16 protein-coding genes are annotated in these 21294 nt (G+C 62.2%); 8 read left to right on the top strand and 8 right to left on the bottom strand.

The window, feature by feature from the left end:
* The 3 genes from FHY04_RS17410 to FHY04_RS17400 are packed head-to-tail and all read right to left on the bottom strand — an operon-like array spanning nt 1 to nt 5730.
* Nucleotides 1-3264, bottom strand: coding sequence for an error-prone DNA polymerase (locus tag FHY04_RS17410; RefSeq protein ID WP_066773501.1), 3264 nt, complete (start codon nt 3262-3264; stop codon nt 1-3).
* A complete protein-coding gene (locus FHY04_RS17405) occupies nt 3261-5054 on the bottom strand; it encodes a DNA polymerase Y family protein (RefSeq protein ID WP_242417102.1) in 1794 nt (597 codons plus the stop codon). Before FHY04_RS17405 ends, FHY04_RS17410 begins: the two co-directional genes overlap by 4 nt.
* Nucleotides 4969-5730, bottom strand: coding sequence for an ImuA family protein (locus tag FHY04_RS17400; RefSeq protein ID WP_183937299.1), 762 nt, complete (start codon nt 5728-5730; stop codon nt 4969-4971). The genes FHY04_RS17405 and FHY04_RS17400 overlap by 86 nt, the downstream gene beginning before the upstream one ends.
* Before the next feature lie 86 nt (nt 5731-5816).
* On the opposite strand from FHY04_RS17400, the gene FHY04_RS17395 reads away from it, so the two are divergent.
* A complete protein-coding gene (locus tag FHY04_RS17395; RefSeq protein ID WP_242417103.1) occupies nt 5817-6344 on the top strand; it encodes a hypothetical protein in 528 nt (175 codons plus the stop codon).
* Here FHY04_RS17395 and FHY04_RS17390 read toward each other — a convergent pair.
* Nucleotides 6341-6517 carry a hypothetical protein gene (locus FHY04_RS17390; RefSeq protein ID WP_156442302.1) on the bottom strand — a complete coding sequence of 59 codons (177 nt, stop codon included), beginning with the start codon at nt 6515-6517 and terminating at the stop codon, nt 6341-6343. The genes FHY04_RS17395 and FHY04_RS17390 overlap by 4 nt on opposite strands.
* 41 nt (nt 6518-6558) lie before the next feature.
* On the opposite strand from FHY04_RS17390, the gene FHY04_RS17385 reads away from it, so the two are divergent.
* Together FHY04_RS17385 and FHY04_RS17380 are read left to right on the top strand one after the other, a co-directional pair.
* Nucleotides 6559-6828, top strand: coding sequence for an HU family DNA-binding protein (locus FHY04_RS17385; protein ID WP_066773491.1), 270 nt, complete (start codon nt 6559-6561; stop codon nt 6826-6828).
* A gap of 45 nt (nt 6829-6873) precedes the next feature.
* Complete coding sequence (locus FHY04_RS17380; protein WP_082731335.1) at nt 6874-7497, top strand: SOS response-associated peptidase; 624 nt, start codon at nt 6874-6876, stop codon at nt 7495-7497.
* 49 nt (nt 7498-7546) lie between these two features.
* On the opposite strand, the gene FHY04_RS17375 is transcribed toward FHY04_RS17380, so the two are convergent.
* Both FHY04_RS17375 and FHY04_RS17370 read right to left on the bottom strand, forming a co-directional pair.
* Nucleotides 7547-8347, bottom strand: a complete 801-nt coding sequence (locus tag FHY04_RS17375) for a hypothetical protein (protein ID WP_183937298.1) — start codon at nt 8345-8347, stop codon at nt 7547-7549.
* 73 nt (nt 8348-8420) lie between these two features.
* Entirely contained in the window at nt 8421-10505 is a 2085-nt protein-coding gene (locus tag FHY04_RS17370) for a helicase C-terminal domain-containing protein (RefSeq protein ID WP_183937297.1), read from the bottom strand.
* Between the two features lie 77 nt (nt 10506-10582).
* Between FHY04_RS17370 and FHY04_RS17365 the strand changes: the two genes are divergently transcribed.
* A protein-coding gene (locus FHY04_RS17365; RefSeq protein WP_409349176.1) for an IS3 family transposase occupies nt 10583-11748 on the top strand; the annotation gives its coding sequence in 2 pieces (ribosomal slippage) (nt 10583-10835 and nt 10835-11748; 1167 coding nt in all).
* Between the two features lie 15 nt (nt 11749-11763).
* Here FHY04_RS17365 and FHY04_RS17360 read toward each other — a convergent pair.
* Nucleotides 11764-12159, bottom strand: coding sequence for a DEAD/DEAH box helicase family protein (locus FHY04_RS17360; RefSeq protein ID WP_183937295.1), 396 nt, complete (start codon nt 12157-12159; stop codon nt 11764-11766).
* 562 nt (nt 12160-12721) lie between these two features.
* Nucleotides 12722-14188 (bottom strand): benzaldehyde dehydrogenase, encoded by a 1467-nt coding sequence (locus FHY04_RS17355; RefSeq protein WP_022676122.1) that lies wholly within the window; start codon nt 14186-14188, stop codon nt 12722-12724.
* Nucleotides 14189-14509: 321 nt separating this feature from the next.
* On the opposite strand from FHY04_RS17355, the gene FHY04_RS17350 reads away from it, so the two are divergent.
* From FHY04_RS17350 to FHY04_RS17335, 4 genes are all read left to right on the top strand, one after another.
* Nucleotides 14510-16234 (top strand): GMC family oxidoreductase, encoded by a 1725-nt coding sequence (locus FHY04_RS17350; RefSeq protein ID WP_221211858.1) that lies wholly within the window; start codon nt 14510-14512, stop codon nt 16232-16234.
* 32 nt (nt 16235-16266) lie between these two features.
* Nucleotides 16267-17175 carry a transporter gene (locus tag FHY04_RS17345; protein ID WP_066667187.1) on the top strand — a complete coding sequence of 303 codons (909 nt, stop codon included), beginning with the start codon at nt 16267-16269 and terminating at the stop codon, nt 17173-17175.
* Between the two features lie 642 nt (nt 17176-17817).
* The gene (locus FHY04_RS17340) at nt 17818-20313 is read left to right on the top strand and encodes a TonB-dependent receptor (protein WP_183937294.1); all 2496 of its coding nucleotides are present in this window, start codon (nt 17818-17820) and stop codon (nt 20311-20313) included.
* Between the two features lie 19 nt (nt 20314-20332).
* The gene (locus FHY04_RS17335) at nt 20333-21226 is read left to right on the top strand and encodes a DMT family transporter (RefSeq protein ID WP_221211857.1); all 894 of its coding nucleotides are present in this window, start codon (nt 20333-20335) and stop codon (nt 21224-21226) included.
* Nucleotides 21227-21294 lie beyond the last annotated feature (68 nt).

Here is a 21294-nt window from a genome sequence, read left to right as displayed (position 1 = left end):
TTAGTGGAAGTCGTGCGATTTGAAGCGCGCGACCTCCTCAGGATCCTTACCGTCCGCATGGGGCGGCCAGTATTGGTTGCGCGGCTCGGGCTGCCATCCCTTGTCCCCGCGATCCGGTGAGCCTGGATGTTGGCCCGCATCGCCGCGCCCGGTGCGGTGCGGGAAGGACATATCTCCGACACGGTGGAGCAGGTCGCCATGGTCGACGATCCGGTCGCAGATGACGTGGATCACCTCGCCTTCCTTCTGCACGCGCCCCTTTAGACCGACCATGGAGGCCGACATTACGGTTCGGCGCTGCGCCTCGAAGCGGTCGGGCCAAAGTATGCCGTTGGCGATTCCGGTCTCGTCCTCGATCGTTATGAACAGCACACCCTTCGCGGAACCGGGCTTCTGACGCACAAGGATGATGCCCGCGACTTCGACATGGCGGCCGTCGCGGACGCTGGCGAGATCCGCGCAGCGCGTCACGCCGCGACGTGTCAGCTCGTCACGCACGAACGTCAGCGGATGAGCACGGAGCGACAATTGCAGGTTGCGATAATCCTCGATCACCTCACGGCCATCAGTCAGCGCCCGCAGCTGCACCTCTGGCTCAATGCCTTCCGCGCTCAGTGTCTCGGCCGCGCGGTCAGCCGCGGCAAAGAGCGGCAGCGGAGCCTCGCCGAGCCCCCTCACCTTCCATAGACCCTGCCGGCGATCGGCACCGAAGCTGTGAAAGGCATCGCCGTCCGCCAGCTTCTCGATCGCGGCACGCTGCGCGCCGGATCGGCGCCACACGTCCTCGACGCAGTCATATGCGGTGGTGCTGCGCGCCGAGACGATTTTCGCTCCGTCAGCGTTCGATAGGCCGCGGATTACTCGCAGGCCAAGCCGCACCGCCAAATAACGCCCGCCTGTTCGCTCGAGGGTGCAATCCCACCGGCTCGCATTGACGCAAGGTGGCCGCACCTCGACCCCGTGCTCGCGCGCGTCGCGGACGATCTGTGCGGGCGCGTAGAAGCCCATGGGCTGCGCGTTCATCAGCGCGGCGCAGAACACGTCCGGATGATGGTGTTTCATCCAGCTGCTCGCATAGGAGATCTTGGCGAAGCTGGCGGCGTGGCTCTCGGGGAAGCCGTAGGAGCCGAAGCCCTCAAGCTGGCGGAAGGTGCGCTCCGCGAAGTCGCGGGGATAGCCGCGTGCGACCATGCCCTCGATCAGCTTCTCGCTGAAATGGCTGACCCCGCCGGTGAATTTGAAGGTGGCCATGGCGCGGCGCAGCTGGTCCGCCTCGGCCGGCGTGAAGCCCGCGCCGACGATGGCGACCTTCATGGCTTGCTCCTGAAACAGGGGAACGCCGAGGGTCTTTTCCAACACCGCGCGCAGCTCCGGGCGCGGGTACTCCGGCCGTTCCAGCCCCTCACGCCGGCGAAGGTACGGGTGGACCATGTCACCCTGGATCGGCCCCGGCCGCACGATCGCGACCTGGATCACGAGGTCATAGAAGCGGCGCGGTTTCATGCGCGGCAGCATGCTCATCTGCGCGCGGCTCTCGATCTGGAAGGTGCCGAGCGTGTCAGCCTTCTGGATCATGGCGTAGACGGCCGGGTCATCGTCCTGCAGGTCGGCCAATCCAACCCGAATGCCTTTGTCCTGTTCGAGTAGGTTGAAGGCCCGGTTCATGCAGCCGAGCATGCCGAGGCCGAGGACGTCGACCTTCATGAACTTGAGGGAGTCGATGTCGTCCTTGTCCCACTCGATGATCTGCCGATCCTCCATCGCAGCGGGCTCGATCGGCACTAGGTCGTCAAGGCGATCATGGGTCAGCACGAAGCCGCCCGGGTGCTGCGACATGTGACGCGGCACGCCGATCAGCTTGCGCGCGAGGTCGAGCGTCAGGCGCAGCCGGCGATCGGCGATGTCGAGGTTGAGCTCGTCGACCTGCTTCTCGCCGACGCCTTCGGCCGACCAGCCCCACACAAGGCCGGCGAGCGAGGAGGTCAGGTCCTCAGGCAGCCCAAGCGCCTTGCCGACGTCGCGCACCGCGCCGCGCGCGCGGTATCGCGTCACGACCGCCGTCAGCGCGGAGTGGTTGCGACCGTATGTCTCATAGATCCACTGGATGATCTCCTCGCGGCGCTCATGCTCGAAGTCGACGTCGATGTCGGGCGGTTCGCGGCGCTCCCCCGACACGAAGCGCTCGAACAGCAGCTCATGCTTGATCGGATCGATCGAGGTGACGCCGAGCACGAAGCACACGCAGCTGTTTGCGGCCGAGCCGCGGCCTTGGCAGAGGATCCCGCGCCGACGCGCCTCGCGCACGATGGCGTACACGGTGAGGAAGTACGGTGCGTAGCCTAGCTCGCCGATCAGCCGCATCTCATGCGCGATCTGCGTCGTGTAGGCCTCCGGCACGTTGCCGTCGAACATCCGCTCGACCGCTTCGGTCGCCAGCTTCTCCAAGGCTTCTTGCGCTGACAGCCCTTCGATCAGGCGCTCGTGCGGGTACTGATAGGCCAGCTCGCCAAGGTCGAAAGTGCAGATGCGCGCAATGTCGACGCTGGCCTGTAGCGCGTCCGGATAGGCGCGGAATCGCCGGACCATCTCGTCTGGCGACTTGAGCGCCCGGTCCGCGTTCACCTCCCGGCGATAGCCGAGCTCGTCGACGGTGCATTTCTCGCGCACTGCAGTCACGACGTCCTGCAGCAGTCGTGCCTCGGGCGCATGATAGAGGACGTCGCCTGTCACGACGGCACGGACGCCTGCCCCGCCCGCCTGTCGCGCCAGCGCATCGATGCGGACCGCGTCCCCCGGCCGACGCCGCTGGAACAGGGCCATATAGCCGCGACGCCCGTAGATAGCCTTCAGGTCCTTCAGCGCGGCGACGTTCTCCTCGTCCGCCTCGTGCGGCAGCAGGATGGCGACAACACCCTCGGACCACGGCTCGAGGTCGTGCCAGTGGAGGAGGCACCCGCCCTTGCCCGCCCGCTTCTTGCCGACGGTGAGCAGCCGCGTGATCCTCGACCAGGCGGGCCGGTCGGTCGGATAGAGCAGCAGGCGCCGGCCGCAGGACAGATCGACGCGCGTGCCCGCGATCGAGCGGACGCCTGTGGCTTTCTGCGCCTCCCATGCCCGTACGACACCCCCAACGGTGCCGATGTCGCTGACGCCGATCGCCGGGTAGCCGAGCAGCGCCGCGGCCGCGAACAGCTCCTCCGGCGACGACGCGCCGCGCAGGAGCGAAAAATGGGTGAGCACCTGTAGCTCGACATAGTGGGTCATCCGAAGACCCCGTGCATCCACCAGGACAGGTCGCCCGTATCTTCCTCGAAACCGTCACCGCGGCGGAAGACCCAGTAGCGGCCGCCCGCATCGTCCTCGACACGGTAATAGTCCCGCACCGCCCACACCTCGGCATCGCGGCGCCACCACTCGCCGTGCACGCGCTCGGGGCCGTCGCCGGCAACGATCTTGTAGGTCTTGCCCCGCCACTCGAACCGACGCGGTGGCTGGTCCGGCATCAGCGCCATCACGCGCGCCAGCGGTTCAGGCCGGGCAAAGAGGCGGATCGGGCGCTTCCATGCCGGCCATGATCCTGGCATCTCCACCGGGTCGGAGCGGGTGACGGCCCGCTCCGGCACATGGCTTTCGACGGGCGCAAGCCGGTAGACGGCATAGCCTCCAATCCTGCCGGCGATGACGTCGACGAGGCGCGCCGGGTCCCGCACCAGCGTCTCGCCGGCGAGGACCGCGCCAAGGTCGACCGCATCCAACGGTTCGGTATGCGGCGCGACCAGCCAGAATTGCTCGAGACCCATGCCAGGGTCGATCCGCTCGATCCTGAGCTTCAGGAGCCTGAGAAGGTGCGATACCTCGCGCGTCGGCCGCGACGTGCCGACACCCACGACCTGTTCCGTGCCGTCGACGCGCACGGCCGTGAGGCGGAGTGCCCGTGCGCCCAAGCCTCGCGCCTCCAGGACCTGCGCTAGATCGTTCAGCAGGTCGCCCATAACCTGTTCGATCGCCTCAGCTGTGCCGATCGGCTCAAGGAGGCGACGTTCGACGATCGGAACTTCGGCATCCTCGCGCGGGGTGATTGGCTCGGCCACGGCGCCGAGCGCCTGGTCCAGACGCGTGATCGCCGGCAGGCCGAGCCGACGCGCCAGCGGTCCGCGCGCGACCGGCAGCAGATCCGCTATCGTCTCGAAGCCGAAGCGTTTGGCCGCGCTGATGGCGCTCGGCGCCAGGCGCAATGCGACGATCGGCAGCGGCGAGATCGCACTGGCGGTTGCACCCGGCTCGACGCGGGTCAGCTCGCTGCGGCCGAAGCGAGCGAGGGCATGGGCCGCCCCTGCCGTATCAGCGACGGCCACGCGTGCGGTAAAGCCGGCACGACGGCAGAAGGCGATCAGCCGCCTGCAGAACCGCTCCTCACCACCATGCAGATGCGCGCAGCCAGCAAGGTCGATCCAGAGCCCATCGGCGGGCGTGACAGCAGCAATCGGAGACCAGCGCCGAACCGCGAACAGCGCCAAGCGGTCGAGGAGTGCAGCATCAGCCTCCGGCTCGGCCGGACGGAAATCGAGATCCGATACGAGCGCGCGCGCATGGGTCGCAGCCATACCGGGATGGATGCCAAGCGCCCGTGCGCCTTCGCAGGCAGCAACCACCTCCTCGCGCCGGCCAGCCTTCCCGATAAGCGCCAGAGGTGGAAAGCCATGGGTTTTAATATCCAACGGCGATGCTTTTGGCTCCGGATGCCCTGCGATCACGGTCTTATAGGGGTGGCTTGCTGCCTCCGATCGCCGGCCGAGCTCGCGCATAGGCGGCTGCGCATGTGTTGGCAGCGCCGCGATCTGCGTCTCGACGTCGACGCGGGACGGCAGGCCCTCGCGTGCCCACCGCGCACCTGGCCGCCAACCGCCGCCCCGCGGCACCGAACAGGCGCCGGGGTCGTCATCTACCGGCAGCTCGAGGACAAGCCGTTCAGGCTGCCGCGAAGCGGACCGTTCCAACCGTCTCAGCCGCTCGATGGCCAAGTCCGGCAGGAACAGCGAGACGACCCGTCTCATCGCTGCCCTCCACAATCAGGGAGAAGCCCTCACCACCACGCTGGCGAGCGCATTCCACCGTCCATCTCGCCCTTCCTACACCCGCGACCTCAAGCCGCTCGGACGGTGTGGTGCCGATCCGCCAGCGGGTCCAGGCCGCGGATGGTTCGGCAAGCGGATCCTCGTTGAGTCCGCGTCGACGGCGCAAAAGCAGGACCGGCATGTCAGCCTCGGCCGCGACCAACTGCAGGCGGCGGGTGGCGACCATGGAGACTTTGCTCGCCTCCGCGACGATGGCAGACGGTGTACCGTCGCGCACCGTATCCTCGATCACCGCCAGAAGGGCCGCGTCATCGCGCGGTTGGGCATGGATCACGGCTGCGCTGGGTAAGCCGATCTGCTCCAGCGCCGGCGCATACAGGTCAGCGCGGCAGCTCGCCCACAACACCGGCCCGCCTGTCGCAGCAGCTTCGCGCGCGGCGATGCTGGCGAGGAAGAGGGTCGTCGCCGCGTCGTCGACCATCGTGGCACTCTGTGCCGTCGCCTCGTGTAGCGCGCCCGCGCGAAGGCCCCCTGCCCCGAGCCGCCCGTCGATCGCATCGACACCGAAAGGCATGATGCGGAAGTCGGTCGCGGGTGTGGCGATCGTCCGAAGATGCGCTATGGTCGGCGCTGATGAATCAAGGGCGGCGGGCATAAGGGTTAGACTCTACTCGTTCCCTTTATGTTCCGTTACCGAGCTCTATTGGTCAAGCCTCGATCCTCTCGGTTCATCGTTTCGCGGTGGAACACCTGCAAAACGGTGTGAAAACAAACGGCGAAAATCAGCTTTCCAAGGCTGGTCGCGTGACTCATAGAAATGCGATGCCGATCCGCGCCGAAAACCGTTGGCTTTACCCGATCGACTGGCAGCAGCTGTCAGGCACGATCCGGTTCGACCGCGCCGGCAGGCGCTGCGAGCAATGCGGTCGGCCGCACCTTCGGCGGGTCGCTCACCTTGGCGATGGACGCTGGTGGGATGCCGATGCGAGGTGTTGGCGGTCAGACCAGGGCAAGCGGGTTTCGATGAAGGGCGGCTTTACGCTGGCGAGCGTCCGGACGACCTATGTCGTGCTGGCATGCGCGCACCTCGATCATGATCCGAGCAACAGCGCCCCGGCTAACCTGCGAGCGCTCTGTCAACGCTGCCACATGATCCACGATGCGGCCGAGCACCGCTGGCAGCGCTGGTGGAATGGGTTTCGGCTGCGGGCGATGCGGGACCTGTATGAGGATCCGCGCATCACCCGCGAGCGACACGCTGCAAGTTAGAGGTCAATGTTTCGGTTCTTCATGGCGTCAGCCGCGATGTCAGCGATCGGCCCTATCCCGCCGACTGCCTCATAGATCACGGTAACATCGTGGTCCTCGAGCTTGTCGAGCATCAGCGCAACCGCTCGGGCGTTCGCCTCATCCAGTACGGTCTTTGTGTCGTCGCTCGTCATGAGTAAGGATTCCGCTCGTTTTTCTAGGGAGCATGAATAGCATGAACATCAGCGAGCTGGCCAAGGGCGTCGCCACGTCGACGGGATCGAGCGAAGCCGACGCCAAGAAGGCGATCACGGCGGTTTTCGATCAGATCGCGGACGCTGCAGCGAAGGGCGATGAAGTCTCGATCCCTGGTTTCGGCAAGTTTGCCGTCAAGGATCGGCCCGAGCGGCAGGGCCGCAACCCGGCGACCGGCGAAGCCATGACGATCGCGGCGTCGAAGAAGGTGTCGTTTACCGCCGCGAAGGGTCTGAAGGACAAGCTCTGACGAACAAGCGCCGGCGATCGTCGCCGGCGCCGATAGGAGGCGCTGATGTGTAATCGGTATCGATTAACGGCGAAGCAGGCCGAGGTGGCTGCGACGTTCGGCATCCGCACCCCCTATGAGGTGGAGGAGACGTTTCCAATTGGCGATATCTTCCCGACGGGGAAGAAGACGCCGTTCTATGGCGCTGTCGTTGTGCAGGATGGCGACGATCGCAGGCTCGAGCGCATGGAGTGGGGCGTGCCGACGCAGGTGCCGAGTAAGCGTGATCCGACGGTAAAGCTGACGAAGTACGTGACCAACGTGCGCAATCTCAGTTCCAGCTTCTGGCGGTCGATGCTGACCACCCCGGCTCGGCGTTGTCTCGTGCCGGTTACGTCGTTCTCTGAATATGGACTCGCGCCTGGTGAGGACGGCAAGAAGCCGCTGCACTGGTTCGACGTGCCCAGCCGACCTGTCTTCGCCTTTGCCGGAATTTGGAGACCGACGGAGCGCGGGAATGCTTATAGTTTTCTTACTACTGAGCCCAACTTCCTAGTCTCGCCTATACACCCCAAGGCAATGCCTGTCATTCTGCATGACGACGATTATGCTCGATGGCTCACTGGCCCCTGGAACGAGTTAGAGCCACTTGTATCTCCGTATCCGGCGCAACTCATGCGCTTAGAATAGCGCTGCACTTGCAAGCGGCCGCGCCGACTTTGCCTTTTATGCGGCACCGTTATGGGGATTTATGAGGCTTCGGCTTGGTAGGCTGCGGATGCGGATGTTGAATAGTGGTCTTCATCACAGTGAGGCCGTCGTCGCTCTTCACCCAATTGGCATTCCCCGATTGATCTATGACAATGATTTGCTGATCCGTCGGCATTGGATAACCAGAAATCCTCGATCCGCCGCTCGTAATAATTGATACGCAATCTGTTCTGCCGCCATTCGCCGCTGGTCTCTTTAGGCCAGCGCAAATCAAGGCACTCGATTTTGCTTCCTTCGCGAGCCGCATGCCCTCTTCGTAACCAACCGAGAGGACTGTACCTGATGCAAAGAAAAGACCGTACAGGATACCGAAGACGATCATGGCAACAAAGGGGCCGGACCCAATTATAATAGGTCCAAAGCAGCCTGCTGCCTTCATACCGTTCATGCCTGCTCGGCTGACCGCCCTTACGCGATGACCAACCTTCCGATCGATCCATCGTATTCTATCGATGATCGCTAGGCAGGTCATGCTTACAGCGCCGCCTAATATGCATATCAAGGTAACCGCCAGAAAGATCGCTGTCGCGGAGGCGTTCAGGATAGCGACTATTCCGGCTATGAAATCGCCAGCCGCAGTCTGGTCCTGCAAGCCGGATGGCAGGCCAAACTCATTGAACAACGAAAGCTGGGATGATTCTCCCACAAATAATATATAGGGAGGTATTAGCAGTGTGACGACTGGAAGCGAAAGGCGCAGGACCTTTACAGCGCGACCGAGGAAGCGCTGCCTTAAATTACCGTGCTGACCGTCTGCTAAAATAGGCACTTCCAGCCCTAACTCCGAAACGTCATATCGGTTCTAGGCGGGGCTACAGACACTCCGCCTCATCGATTTACGCCTATGCAAGTGGTACGGTAAACGCGTCTATAAAGCGATCTGCTGTCAGGTTATGTGTGGCGAGTTGTTGATGTACGGCCGCGGGGTCTCCAAGAACCTCCTCATTCGCCGCTTTAACGAAGTCCAAAAAGCTATCTCTAAGTAGCCGAAGCCGGTGCCCATCTATGACCCGGCAATCCGGTATAGCAGTGGCCTGCGGCCCTACATACGAGAGTGGATGAATGATAATCGGGATAAATGGCTCGGTATCCCCATATCGGTCTTTGAACCACTCGATTGATTGGCCGAGTTGGCCGAGGTCGCGCTTTTTTATGCCTTCCTCGGATCCAGCCTCATTTTTGCATTCTATGACCAGAAACTCCCTCCCTGGTAGCCGCCAGAGATTATCCGGACCTTCCTGATAGTCCTCCTCTGGCCGCTGCGAGAGCATCCCGATTGCTAGACCAAGCTGACGCACAGCCTCCTCAAAACGTTTGTAAGGCACGCGCTTAAAGGCAAGATCCTCCTTGACGTCCGTCGCGAAAAAGATCCGATCCTGATGCTCAAGACGGCGGGTCCGCAGGTAACGTATTGCAGACACAGCCTGAGCTTCGTTCACTGTTGAGAGGCGTTCATAGCTAAGCGCTTCGAGTGGGCGGGTTACGCTCCGGTTCAAAGCGTAGGCCGCCTTGGTTATTTTCTGCGCCTCTGCCCGATCGTGAAAGTGCGTAAGCTGCGCAAGGCGGCTCATCAACCAGGCCTTATTGTCATCGTCCGTTGCTGAGGTCACCACAGGTTGCAGCGTTGCGACTGCTCCCCTCGTATCGCCATCTCGAGCCAAGTCGATTGCGGATCGCAGGGTCACCTGCGTGCGGTCAAAGCGCAATTCATTTGATCCCTCGGCTTTCAGCAGTGCCGACCGCGCTGATTTTCGCCACCCGTCGTGCCTGCTCAGACAGTGGTCGACGACTTGAGCGACCTTTCCGATATCGATTGTCCCGCCCGCCGCCTTCTCGACCTGTTTCGCGAGTTTTAGAGAAAGGTCGAGCTGCGCACTCGTCGCGGCGGTAAGCATCGCCTTTCCGTCCGCAGAAAGAAGCCTCTCCGTCAACTTCGAGCCGAACAGGATGACGGCGCAAAAGTCGTCAATTGATCTCACGCCACGACCCATGCCTTGCTCTATCCGCTGCACCTGCCGGTGCAGAGTGACACCGGACGCGCTCAGCACTGTCATGTCCGCGCGTTCTACCAGCGATGCAGCCTCTGGCAGACCTACAATAGCGAGAACGCGGCACGCGTCGTCCGGGAGATCGATGCCGTCATATCTGTTCACAAGCACCGTCATACCGACGTGCGATTGCCTGAGCTTCGCGACACCGTCAGCAACATCATCGCCCATCAATATTTGGTCGGCGTGGTTAGCCCATTCCTCAGAAGCTGCTTTCGATGGAACAATAACGACGACGTTATGCTCCTTTGAAAGCTCCTTCAACATACCGCTGACGTCGTTGAACGTTATGTCCTTGTTGAGCTGTTGCGGCATCAAAATCATCCGCTCGCCCATTGTCGCGGAAGGCGTGGTTACCGCCACCTCCAGAACGTCAGGGTCTGCTCCAAAGTGAGTGGCTAGGATAGTGTCATCAGAGAGCGTCGCGGTCATGTAGATGCGCCGTTTGGCACGCCTAAAGGGGTTGACCAGGTCTGCCCAGGGATAGACGGCAGAAATCTCCATCTCTTGGCCGCCTATTATCACCCGGCAGAGCGCGAGGCCTTCGCCAAGGAATGGGACGACGTATTTGAAGGGCTTTTCGCTCTCGGCGTTGACTAACTCTGTCAGTAGTTCATCTGCAGCATCTTTGAGCGCCCAGTAGGGCACCTCAACGTAATCGCTGTGATCGTTAGCTTTAATCCGTTTGAGGCTGCGTGGGCTTTGTTGGTTGATTGCCTCCTCGAACCTGTTGAGAGCCCATTCGTAAACGGGATGGCTGGACGGGATCGTTAGCCGGAATTGCCGCTCAAGAGTGCGCAGGCATGCATGTGCATCGTCCACGACGATGGCGCCTATGGGGATCTTCTCGCCCTCTTTGGCGACGCCAAACACTGACATGCCATTAAAGACGTGACGTGACCCCCGTTTCTTCATCCACTTGGAACTAGAGACCGGCCCTCGAAGGGACGGACGGAATGAAGCGGAAGCAGTTTTCGGAAGAGCAGATCATCGGCATCCTGAAGGAGGCCGAGGCAGGTGCGGTGGTGACGGAGCTGTGCCGGAAGCACGGGATGTCGAGCGCCACCTACTATGCGTGGAAGGCGAAGTTTGGCGGCCTGGAGGTGTCCGACGCAAAGCGTCTGCGGTCGCTCGAGGAAGAGAACGCACGGCTCAAGCGCCTGCTCGCCGACACGATGCTGGACAACGCCGGTCTGAAGGACCTGCTGTCAAAAAAATGGTAGCGCCCGCCGCGAAGCGGCAAGCAGTCGTGCATCTCCAGACGACGCTGGGGATGAGCGAGCGGCGGGCGTGTGCTGTCGTCGGAGCGGATCGCACGAGTATGCGATATCGCTCGTGCCGAGCGGATGATGGTGACCTTCGATCGAGGTTATGTGAGCTGGCGCAGCAGCGCCGGCGGTTCGGCTATCGACGTCTACACATCCTGCTTCGCCGTGACGGCATCACGATCAACCGCAAGAAGACCCAGCGGCTCTACCGCGAGGAGGGGCTGACGGTCAGGCGCAGGAAGGGACGCAAGCGCGCCGTCGGCGCGCGGGCACCGGCGCCAGTGCTGGCACTTCCCAACCAGCGCTGGAGCCTGGACTTCGTTCACGATCAACTCGCCACCGGCCGCCGGTTTCGGGTGCTGAACGTCGTTGATGATGTGACCCGCGAGTGCCTGGCGGCGGTGGTCGATACGTCGATCTCGGGCCGTCGGGTGGTGCGCGAACTAGGTGATCTGATTGCCAGACGTGGTGCGCCGAAGATGATCGTCAGCGATAACGGCACCGAGCTGACGTCGAACGCGGTGCTGGCCTGGTCCGGCGATGTGGGTGTCGAGTGGCATTACATCGCGCCGGGCAAGCCGACCCAGAACGGGTTCGTCGAGAGCTTCAACGGTCGCATGCGCGACGAACTGCTCAACGAGACGCTGTTCTTTACCATCGGCCAGGCCCGCTCGATCCTCGCGCGCTGGGTCGATGACTACAACACCGAGCGGCCGCACTCGTCGTTGGGCTACGCTACCCCGGCCGCATTCGCTGCCGGGCTTGAACAGCAACGGGCGGGGTTAACCCCGCCCGTTGCTTCACCCGCGCTCATGCGCGACAACACCGGTCGGTCTCTGGTTGCCGCTGGATGAAAGACTGGGGTCACGTCAGACGTGATAGATGCTTGTAACGAGGATCTTAGAGCCGGCTTTGACATCAGGGTCCCGGGTGGCCGTAGAAACGGCGATACCCAAGCGATCTGCCTCCCATACTACTTGGTCGACTAGAAGGTTATCCGCGCATACAAATACGGCCGGATAAATTCCCTCATTAATCGAGCTTTGCAGAGCGAGCAGTCCGACGGTCGTCTTTCCGGATCCTACATTAAGCTTGATGACAGTGTCTTTAGACGTTCTCCGGGAGAACCACCCGTCGAGTACGTCCCGTTGAACATCCCGAAGAAAATCGAAATCCTTATGTTTGTCGAGGGTCTGGAATATCTCACGCGGGTTAATAGGTGCGACCTCGTCGTCATCCAGCAGCGCATCAAAGTCGATATCCATAAGGCACCCTCTTCCGATTAGAGTAGAGGACTCGCATTGATTACGCCTGCCCTGCAATGGGTAAATGTCTCTGCCTGGCTTCAATGTGTGCGGTCTGGTATGGGTATACCCTCTGCGTTCCTACTCTGGCCGGTCCGATTTCCGCCAAAATTGGACGTCATAAATTTGGCTCGGGTTGGCCCTTTGGTCCGCCTGAAGTCCTAACCAAGGAGGACCAAAGGGCACCCTACCAAACGGCACCGCAGAGCTCCTTTGAGGATTGAAGCTCTGCCTTATGTGCGCTCGCAAGACGGTGTCGGCGCGTTGAATTTACTGCTGGCGACTGTCCTACAAACGATAGGCCCGCGAGACAGTCGGGTGCTCCACCTCGATGCTTGGACACATGGGTGAGGTTATGTCTTAATCCTCGCTCTATGTAGATTCGTTTCAATGCGGCGTCGAACACCGCCTGGTACCGATCAGCGGCCAAGCGTTATGGGTTTGCGTGTGTTCATTGACGGGTATGCCACAGTCCTCGTGGCACACCTCACATTTCAATCGAACTATAATTTTCGAAGGCATTCTAGAAAGGGTAAGCGGGTGCTGTTCCCTTGATGGTCGTCCACTGCCAATGCGTAAACTCTTCCCAGTTCGCCGGGCCGCCGATCGATGTTCCGTTACCAGATGCTCCGACACCACCGAAAGGGTTAACGACGTCGTCGTTCACGGTTTGGTCGTTGATGTGGACCAGACCCGCCTGAAGGCGGTCACCAATGGCCATACCGCGTCCAACGTCGCGGGTGATGATCGCCGCGGACAGGCCGTATTCAGTGTCGTTGGCGAGCGCGATCGCCTGTTCATCACTCTCGAACGGTACGACAACCGCCACAGGCCCGAAGATTTCGTCGCTGAACGCAGGCATGTCCTTGCTTACCCCTGTCAGCACGGTCGGCTTGAAAAACAAACCATCGGACGTGCCACCCGCAGCTACCTTCGCACCTTGGGCAACGCTTCCATCTAGGACCTTGCGGGCGTGGTCGGCTTGCGTCTGGTTGATGAGCGGTCCAACCGCGACCTGCCCGGACATTGGATCGCCCACCGGCAGCGCTTCCGCGTGAGCTACGAGGCGCTTGGTGAACTCCTCGACGATGGTCGCATGCACCAGCACCCGCCCTGCAGACATGCAAATCTGTCCCTGATGAAGATAGCTCGCCCATGAGGCATTCTTGGCTGCCAGTTCGAGATCCGCGTCTTCGAGGACGATCAAAGAATTTTTACCGCCAAGTTCCAGCGAGACCTTTTTCAGGTTTTCGCTGGCCGTCTTGCCTACCATCCGACCAGCGGCGGTAGATCCAGTAAATTGAATCATGGCGACGTTCGGATCACGGCACAGCGCCTCGCCCGCGTCGCCGCGTCCCGGCAGTACCTGGAGGACGCCATTTGGTAGACCCGCAAGCTCGAACAACCGGGCGATCACGAAGCCGCCACAAATGGACGTGCGCGGATCGGGTTTTAGCACAACTGCATTGCCGACCGCGATCGCTGGTGCGACTGCGCGCATCGCCAGATAGAGCGGAAAGTTGAACGGGGCGATGATGCCTACGACGCCTAACGGTCGGCGACGGGCGAGGCTGATGCGCCCACGCTCGCTCGGCAGCACAAGCCCCTGCGCTTGCTGTGGCATGGCACCCGCAAGCGAGATCGACTTGATGGTTATAGACAGTTCGAATTCGGCCTTCGCTCTGACCGATCCACTCTCGCGCATGATCCACTCGACGATCTCGTCCCACCGCTCGGTTGCAACCTGCACAACCTTTGGAAAAACGGCTGCCCGATTATCCGGAGTATCGGAGGCCCATGCCTTCTGAGCGGCGCGCGCACTCGCGGCAGCCGCCGCGATGTCGTCGGGGCTGGCGATGCCGATCTTGCCTAACGTCGCTCCCGTTGCAGGTTCTTGAACGTCTGTCGTTGTCGACAGCGTTGTCCAGCTCCCGGTGAACGCCCCGCCGCTAAGCTGCTCGTCTCCGATCAGTTTTGTGCTGTCCGTCACTTCCGCTCTCCTAGCTTTTCGTTTGGCATAGCGTACCTTCGATCAACATCGGGCCGCAAAGACCGTTGAGGTCGCTCACCGATACCCAGTGGATATGATGACCCTAATTTAGGCGTTGTTTTCGGTCTACAAGCCAATTGGTGGTACGCAGGCGACCGTGGCGAGCTACCGTCAGGGTATTGGATAGATACAAGATCTGTATTGGACGGCAGTCGACTCTCGTCATTACGCTCCTGAAATCGACACGCACGAAAAGCGGCGATGCGTTCGGCTGGAGCCGAAGCGACACGATGCGGCGCCATTGCCGCAAGGAGAGGATTGATGAACGACGACGCGAGCATTCGGGCGCTCAACGCAGTCCTCGCCGCTGAGGATGGCTTGATGCAGGGGCGGCTCGAGCGGCGTGACTTCTTGCGAGTTGCCGCAATGGCGGGAATCGCTTCCACAACTGCTGTGAGCCGGGCCGCATTCGCGCAGGCCGCCCGCGAAAATCAGCTTCAGCTTGGCGCGGCACTCCAAAAGCAGTACGATTATATCGTTTGTGGCGCCGGTTCGTCCGGGTCGGTTGTCGCGCGCCGTCTCGCTGAAAACCCGGCGGTCAAAGTGCTGCTTCTTGAGGCAGGCGGCAGCGATCAGGTGCCGAGCGTTACCAATCCTGGCGTTTGGTTCACAAACCTCGGTAGCGAGCGGGACTGGGGCTTCAAGGGCGCGCCAAATCCCAAGATCAACAATCGCGAAATCGCATTATCGATGGGCAAGGTCCTGGGCGGCGGATCGTCGATCAACGTTATGATCTGGTCGCGTGGTCACAAGAACGACTGGGACTATTTCGCGAGTGAGTCCGGTGATCCGCGCTGGAGCTACGAGAACGTGCTCGGAATTTACCGCCGCATTGAGGATTACCAAGGTCCTGCCGATGCGCACCGACGAGGCAAGGGTGGTCTTGTATATGTCGGCGAAACACCAAATCCTTCGCCCATTGCGCCCGCGATGCTCGCATCGTGCAAAGGCGTTGGGATCCCGACTTTCCCTGATCAGAACGCCATCCTGATGGAGGGCGTCGGCGGGGCTGCGATCCCCAACGTTCGCTACAAGCCCGGCGAGCGCCTCAACGTGTTCAGCACCTATGTCCGGCCGATTCTGGATCGGCCGAACATCACGGTCCTCACGCAGGCGACGATCCGCAAGCTCACCACCAAGGGCACGCGCGTCACTGGGGTCGAGTTCACCCATGGCGGAAAGCTGATGACCATCGGTGCGACGCGCGAGGTAATTCTTTCGACCGGCGCGATCAACACGCCCAAGATCCTGATGCAGTCGGGCATCGGCGAGGCGGCGCAGCTTCGCAAATTCGGCATTCCTGTCGTCGCGGACCTCCCGGGTGTCGGCAAGAACTTCCAGGATCACGTGATGATCGCGGGTTGCGTCTGGGAGTACAAAGAGCCGATCGCGCCGCGCAACAATGCCGCCGAGGCAACTTTCTTTTGGAAGAGTGACTCCAAGCTCGACACGCCGGATTTGCAGCCGTTCCAGATCGAGATTCCCTACGTGAGTGAAGTCACGGGCAAGCAGTACAACCCGCCTGCTGGAAGCTGGTCGCTATCACCTGCCGTGGTGCGTCCGAAGAGCCGCGGTGAGATCACCATCACCGGTGCGGACCCCAGTTCCCCGGTCAACATTGCGGCAAATACCTTCGCTGAGCCCGATGACATGACGGCAATGCTCCGTTGCATCGAGCTTTGCCGCGAGATCGGCAATACCGGTCCACTCGCGGCTTTCAACAAGCGGGAGGTTATGCCGGGGAAGATCACTGGCGCCGACCTCCAGGACTTCGCCCGCAACGCGGCGGTGACCTACTGGCACCAGAGCTGCACCGCCAAGATGGGTCGGGATAACATGTCCGTCGTGGACGGGCAGTTGCGCGTTCACGGCATCCAGGGCCTCCGCATCGCGGACGCCTCGATCATGCCTCGCGTAACGACCGGCAATACCATGGCAGGCTGCGTCATCATCGGGGAGCAGGCTGCCAGCGCCATCACCGCCTAAACGAACACGATCAAAAAAGAGGGGAATGCACCATGCCGATTTCGGCAACGATCCGTGGCGTCCTGGCGACGTCCGCCGCCCTGCTGGGCTTTGCTGCCGCCATACCCGTTCAAGCTCAGACAGCGGTCGACCCCGGTGACTACACGGCGCTACCCCCCGGCACCGACCTCGCGCTGGTCTACGGCCAGTTCATCAACCGCGACAAGCTCAAGCTTCCAGGCGGCGGGGAGCTGAAGGACGACACCAATCTCAACACATCGGTCGCGCTGCTGCGCTACGTCCACTTCACGAAACTCGGGCCGTTCGTCGTCGATCCGCAAATCATCGTACCGGTGGGGTCGGTCCATGATGCTCGGGTTGGTGGGCAGAATCTGGGATCATCCACCGGTATCGGAGACGTTCTCGTCTTTGCGACGATCTGGTTTGTTAACAAGCCGAGCGATAACTATTCGACGTATCTCGGCTTCTCGCCGATCGTGGGTATCCCTACCGGGACGTACGACCGCAACAAGGCCGTCAACTTCGGCAATAATCGGTGGTCGTTCGATCCGCAGATTGGCTTCATCCAGGGGCTAGGCAAGAACGTCACCCTCGATCTCTACGGCGACGTGAACTTCTTCACGGTCAACAATGACGTCGGCGCGCTCAGCCAGCGGTTGACGAAGAAGCCCGTCTACCATGTCCAGAGCTGGCTTCGGTACGCCTTGCCCGACAAGAAGACGACGATCGCCATCGGCACCGCGAGTATGTGGGGAGGCAAGGAGCACCTCGACGGCGTCTATACCGGTCAGCGCTCTGAGCGTCAGCAGATTAGACTGGCGATCCAAAAATTCGTCGCGCCGAAGTGGCAGCTCGAGCTGATCGGCGGACGTGACGTACAATCACGAGAGGGCTTCAACGAAGCTGCCCGAATTCAGGTGCGGGTCCTAAAAATCCTCTGACCGACCCTGCGGAACCAAGCTCGAAGCCGAGGTGGGCCGGTCGCTGCGGCGATCGACCCACCTTCCTTATGTTCCCCCAGCGTCAATCTGCCAACTTCGCGCCGCTGAAGCCTCGGTGGTTGCCTCAACGCGTGAACACCCCTGAGCTATTGGAGGGCGCCAGCGACCACCTCGGTTGCGACTCCGCGCTGCTGCCGCATTCGCACTTCCGGCTTTGCAGGCGCCCCGCCCCGTGCGCGAACTCGCAAGCGTGGGGGGGGCATATCCAGCGCCGCCGACGAACGTTCCAAAGGGCTCACCCGCTTCTACAGATCATTGGTGTGCCATCGATTTACATACCATGCCGGTATCGGCTAAGAATTCTTTGGCGGGGGCATACTTGATATTCCCGAAAGACTGATTTGCCTTGTTGGTGTCACCGACCTCCTAGGTATCGATCGCATACGTCATCTGTATTGGACGTTCGGAAAGACTTCTTCCTAACTTTCGTCAACGAACGCGTTCTGACCGGGCGGAGCCCCGGCAGTCGAGCGAACGGGGAGGAAATACATGAAGGCTCATCGAAGCTACACGGCGACCATCCGCCGAACTGTGTCCAGCACGGCACTCGCGATCGGTCTTGGCGTGGTTCCCGCCCCTGCCTTGGCACAGACCACCATTCCCGCCCAAACGCCACCGGAACAGCCCGTCGTTGAGGCGGGCACCTCGGCAGCACAGGCCGCGCCGGCCCCGGCGGCCTCCGCCCCACCCGTACAGCAGTCCGACCCCATCGCCGAGGAACCTGGAGGCATTGGCGACATCGTCGTGACGGCGCGCCGTCGCGAGGAGAGCATCCAGAACGTCCCTATTTCCGTCGCGGCGTTCGGGGGCAGCGCGCTCGCCGAGCGTCAGATCGACTCCTCCGACAAGCTCACCCAGCTCGCTCCCAATGTCCAATTCAGCGCGGTTGCGCCCGCATCCGGCAACAGCTCGTCCTCCGCGATTTTCATCCGCGGCGTCGGTCAGACCGACTTCCTGGCCTCGACCGATCCCGGCGTTGGCTTCTACGTCGACGGCGTCTACTTCGCACGCGCCAGTGGAACCGCCATATCGCTACTTGATGTTGAGCGCGTCGAGGTGCTCCGCGGCCCGCAGGGGACGCTGTTCGGTCGCAACACCGTCGGCGGTGCCATCCAGGTCTTCTCCGCGCGCCCAAACTTCTCCGGCGTGTCCGGCAACGTTGGCTGGACGCTCGGTGACTATAAGCGCGCGGATCTGCGCGGCGTCCTCAACCTCCCGGTGAGCGAGACGCTGGCGGTACGGTTCGCGGCCACCAAGCGCATCCGCGACGGCTACGTCACCAACATCCTCGACGGACGCGACTTCGGTGACGTCAACACATTTGCGGCCCGTGCAAGCCTGCTGTGGAAGCCGAGTGACAAGTTCGAGGCGCTGCTGATCGGCGACTACACCAAGGACGACGTGAACGGGTCGCCGACCGTCTTCGGCGGGATCAACACCAGCGCCGCGTTCGTCCGCTTCGCCTCGGTAATCGCGGGTTGTCCCGGCTTCGCGCTGACGAACCCCGTCACGCCGGTGCCGGAGAACAACGATCGCCGCTGCGCCAACAACCAGTACTCGGCCCTCGGCCCCTTCAAGGTCGCCTCCAACGCGCCCAGCCGGTCCGAGCTGGAGATGTACGGCATCGGCCTGACACTCCAGTACGACGTCGCCGACTGGCTGACCGTCAAGTCGATCACTGCCTATCGCGAGACCAACCCTTTCTCGATCCGCGACGCCGACAACACGCCGCTGCGCATCCTCGAGACCGTCAACCAGGACAACATAAAGCAGTTCACCCAGGAGCTGCAGTTCCTTGGCGAGACCCCCAACGGCCGCCTCAAGTACCAATTCGGCGCCTACTATTTTCGCGAGACCGACTACCAGTTCTACCCGGTCTTCCTCCCGTCGCAGATCAGCGCCACCACCGGCGAGGAACTGCGCGTCGGCGGCCTCAACAACAACGCCGACATCAAGAATGAATCGCTGGCGATCTTTACGCAGGAGTCCTTCGCGATCACGGACAAGCTGAACCTGACGGTCGGCCTCCGCTACACCCGCGACAAGAAGGAGGCCACGCCGTTCGAGACCGCCGCCGTCAGCGGCTACGGCTACACGAACGTCGGCTACAACGTGGCCTATCCCGCGCCGCTGAACGCCCAGAACGTCTGCCTCGGGCCGCAGCGCACGGGCGCGGTGGCCGCGACCTGCACCGGCTCCCGGACCTTCCTCTTCAACCCGGTCCTCAACTCGAAGACCAACAGCAAGTTCACGCCCGCGGCGACGCTGCAATATCAGTGGACACCGGAGCTCATGACCTATGCGAGCTACTCGCAGGGCTTCAAGAGCGGCGGCTTCAACACCCGCATCGTGCAGCCCGTCATCTCGCCCAACGCGCCGACGGGTCGGGAATTTCTGCCCGAATTCGACCCCGAGCAGGTGACGTCGTACGAGATCGGCGGCAAGCTGCTCATCGGCCGCACGCTCCGGCTTTCCGCCGCAGCCTTCAAGTCGAAATACAAGGACATCCAGATCGTTGTGCGCGAGGGCGTCGCCCCGGTCGTGCGCAACGCCGGCGAGGCGACGATCAATGGCTTCGAGGTCGAAGGAACCGTCAGCCCGATCGGTCCGCTGCTGATCAATTTCGGCGTCGGATACACGGATTTTGGCTACGACAGCTTCACGAACGCGCTCAATGCCGGGCAGGCGAACCTTGCGCCTGGCGCGCTAGGTCGCGTCGACCTCGACGACATGCAGGCCTATACGCCGAAGTGGAGCCTCAACGGCGGGTTCGCCTACCGCATCCCGTTGAGCTCGGGTTCGCTCACTCCGCGCGTCGACGTCGCGTACCGCAGCAAGACCTACTTCGACGCGCCGAACACCGAGCAGATCGCCCAGAACAAGTATGCGCTGGTCAACGCGACCTTGCGTTACGCCGACCGGGCCGACCGCTACAGCATCGCTGCGGGCGTCACCAATCTGACCAACAAGGCCTATATTGGCAGCGGCAATTCGTCCCTCACCGCAGCATCCGGCTATGCCGAGGTGACGTACGGCCCGCCGCGCATGTTCACGGTCGAAGGCACGATCAATTTCTGAACCCTCTCTCCACGGGCAAGTGTCCGGTAGGTCCCGGTCGCTTCCCGACCTCGTTACGGTCGCCCCGATGCTGTTCGTCAGCATCTGGGCGACTGGCTTTTTGGTCGCACGCCTCGTCGCGGGCCACGCGGACCCGCTCACTTTCCTGACCATCCGCTTCGCGTGCGGTACGGCCATATTCACCGGCTTAGCTGCGCTCGCCGGTGCGTCCAGGCCCCGCGAACCGCGGTTGTGGGCGAACGCGGTCGTCGCTGGCCTCCTGCTCCAGGGAATTTATCTGGCGGGCGTGTTCTGGTCAGTCAGCCATGGCCTGCCGGCAGCGGTCTGCGCCCTCATCACAGGCCTGCAGCCGCTCCTGACCGCAGCGCTGGCCGGGCCGATGCTTGGCGACCGCGTCACCCGTCGGCAGTGGATGGGAATCCTGGTCGGCTTGATCGGCGCGACAATGGTGCTCGCCCCGCAGGTGACCTCGTCCGTCCACGCGGCGGCTCCCGTCACCGTCGCGGTCGCGGCGCTGGCGACCGTCGCCATCACGCTCGGCACCATCTGGCAGAAGCGCAGCGGCGGTGGCGTTGACCTACGCGTCGGCGCGGCGATCCAATTCGCCGCCTCGGGCCTCGTCATCGCGCCCGTCGCGCTCCTGACCGAGGATATGCGCTTCGATGGCAGCTGGGAGGCGTGGAGCGCGCTAACCTGGTCGGTAATCGGCCTGTCGGTCGGCGGGATGACCTTGCTCCTGATGATGATCGGGCGCAGCGCGGTCTCGGTCGTCGCCTCGCTGTTCTACCTTGTGCCGCCCGTCGTGGCGGTGCTGGCGTTCATGCTCTTTGGGGAGGCGCTCGGCGCGGTGCAGATCGCCGGCCTGATCGTCGCCTCCGCGGGGGTCGCGATCACGACACGGGACAGAAGCTGACGTATGTTGATGGTCTAGGAAGGGCGCCGGTGAGAGGATGGTTCAAGTCGTACGCTAAGCCCGGCGAC

Source organism: Sphingomonas sp. BK481 (assembly GCF_014194875.1).
GTDB lineage: Bacteria > Pseudomonadota > Alphaproteobacteria > Sphingomonadales > Sphingomonadaceae > Sphingomonas > Sphingomonas aerolata.
Note: the sequence above shows the minus strand (reverse complement) of the source record. Positions and strands in the feature narration are given on the sequence as shown.

What these genes read in the sequence shown, in the direction of transcription:
- FHY04_RS17410 (WP_066773501.1), bottom strand. Translation starts at nt 3,264, where the DNA reads ATGACCCACTATGTCGAGCTACAGGTGCTCACCCATTTTTCGCTCCTG.
- FHY04_RS17405 (WP_242417102.1), bottom strand. Translation starts at nt 5,054, where the DNA reads ATGAGACGGGTCGTCTCGCTGTTCCTGCCGGACTTGGCCATCGAGCGG.
- FHY04_RS17400 (WP_183937299.1), bottom strand. Translation starts at nt 5,730, where the DNA reads ATGCCCGCCGCCCTTGATTCATCAGCGCCGACCATAGCGCATCTTCGG.
- FHY04_RS17390 (WP_156442302.1), bottom strand. Translation starts at nt 6,517, where the DNA reads ATGACGAGCGACGACACAAAGACCGTACTGGATGAGGCGAACGCCCGA.
- FHY04_RS17385 (WP_066773491.1), top strand. Translation starts at nt 6,559, where the DNA reads ATGAACATCAGCGAGCTGGCCAAGGGCGTCGCCACGTCGACGGGATCG.
- FHY04_RS17380 (WP_082731335.1), top strand. Translation starts at nt 6,874, where the DNA reads ATGTGTAATCGGTATCGATTAACGGCGAAGCAGGCCGAGGTGGCTGCG.
- FHY04_RS17370 (WP_183937297.1), bottom strand. Translation starts at nt 10,505, where the DNA reads ATGTCAGTGTTTGGCGTCGCCAAAGAGGGCGAGAAGATCCCCATAGGC.
- FHY04_RS17360 (WP_183937295.1), bottom strand. Translation starts at nt 12,159, where the DNA reads ATGGATATCGACTTTGATGCGCTGCTGGATGACGACGAGGTCGCACCT.
- FHY04_RS17350 (WP_221211858.1), top strand. Translation starts at nt 14,510, where the DNA reads ATGAACGACGACGCGAGCATTCGGGCGCTCAACGCAGTCCTCGCCGCT.
- FHY04_RS17345 (WP_066667187.1), top strand. Translation starts at nt 16,267, where the DNA reads ATGCCGATTTCGGCAACGATCCGTGGCGTCCTGGCGACGTCCGCCGCC.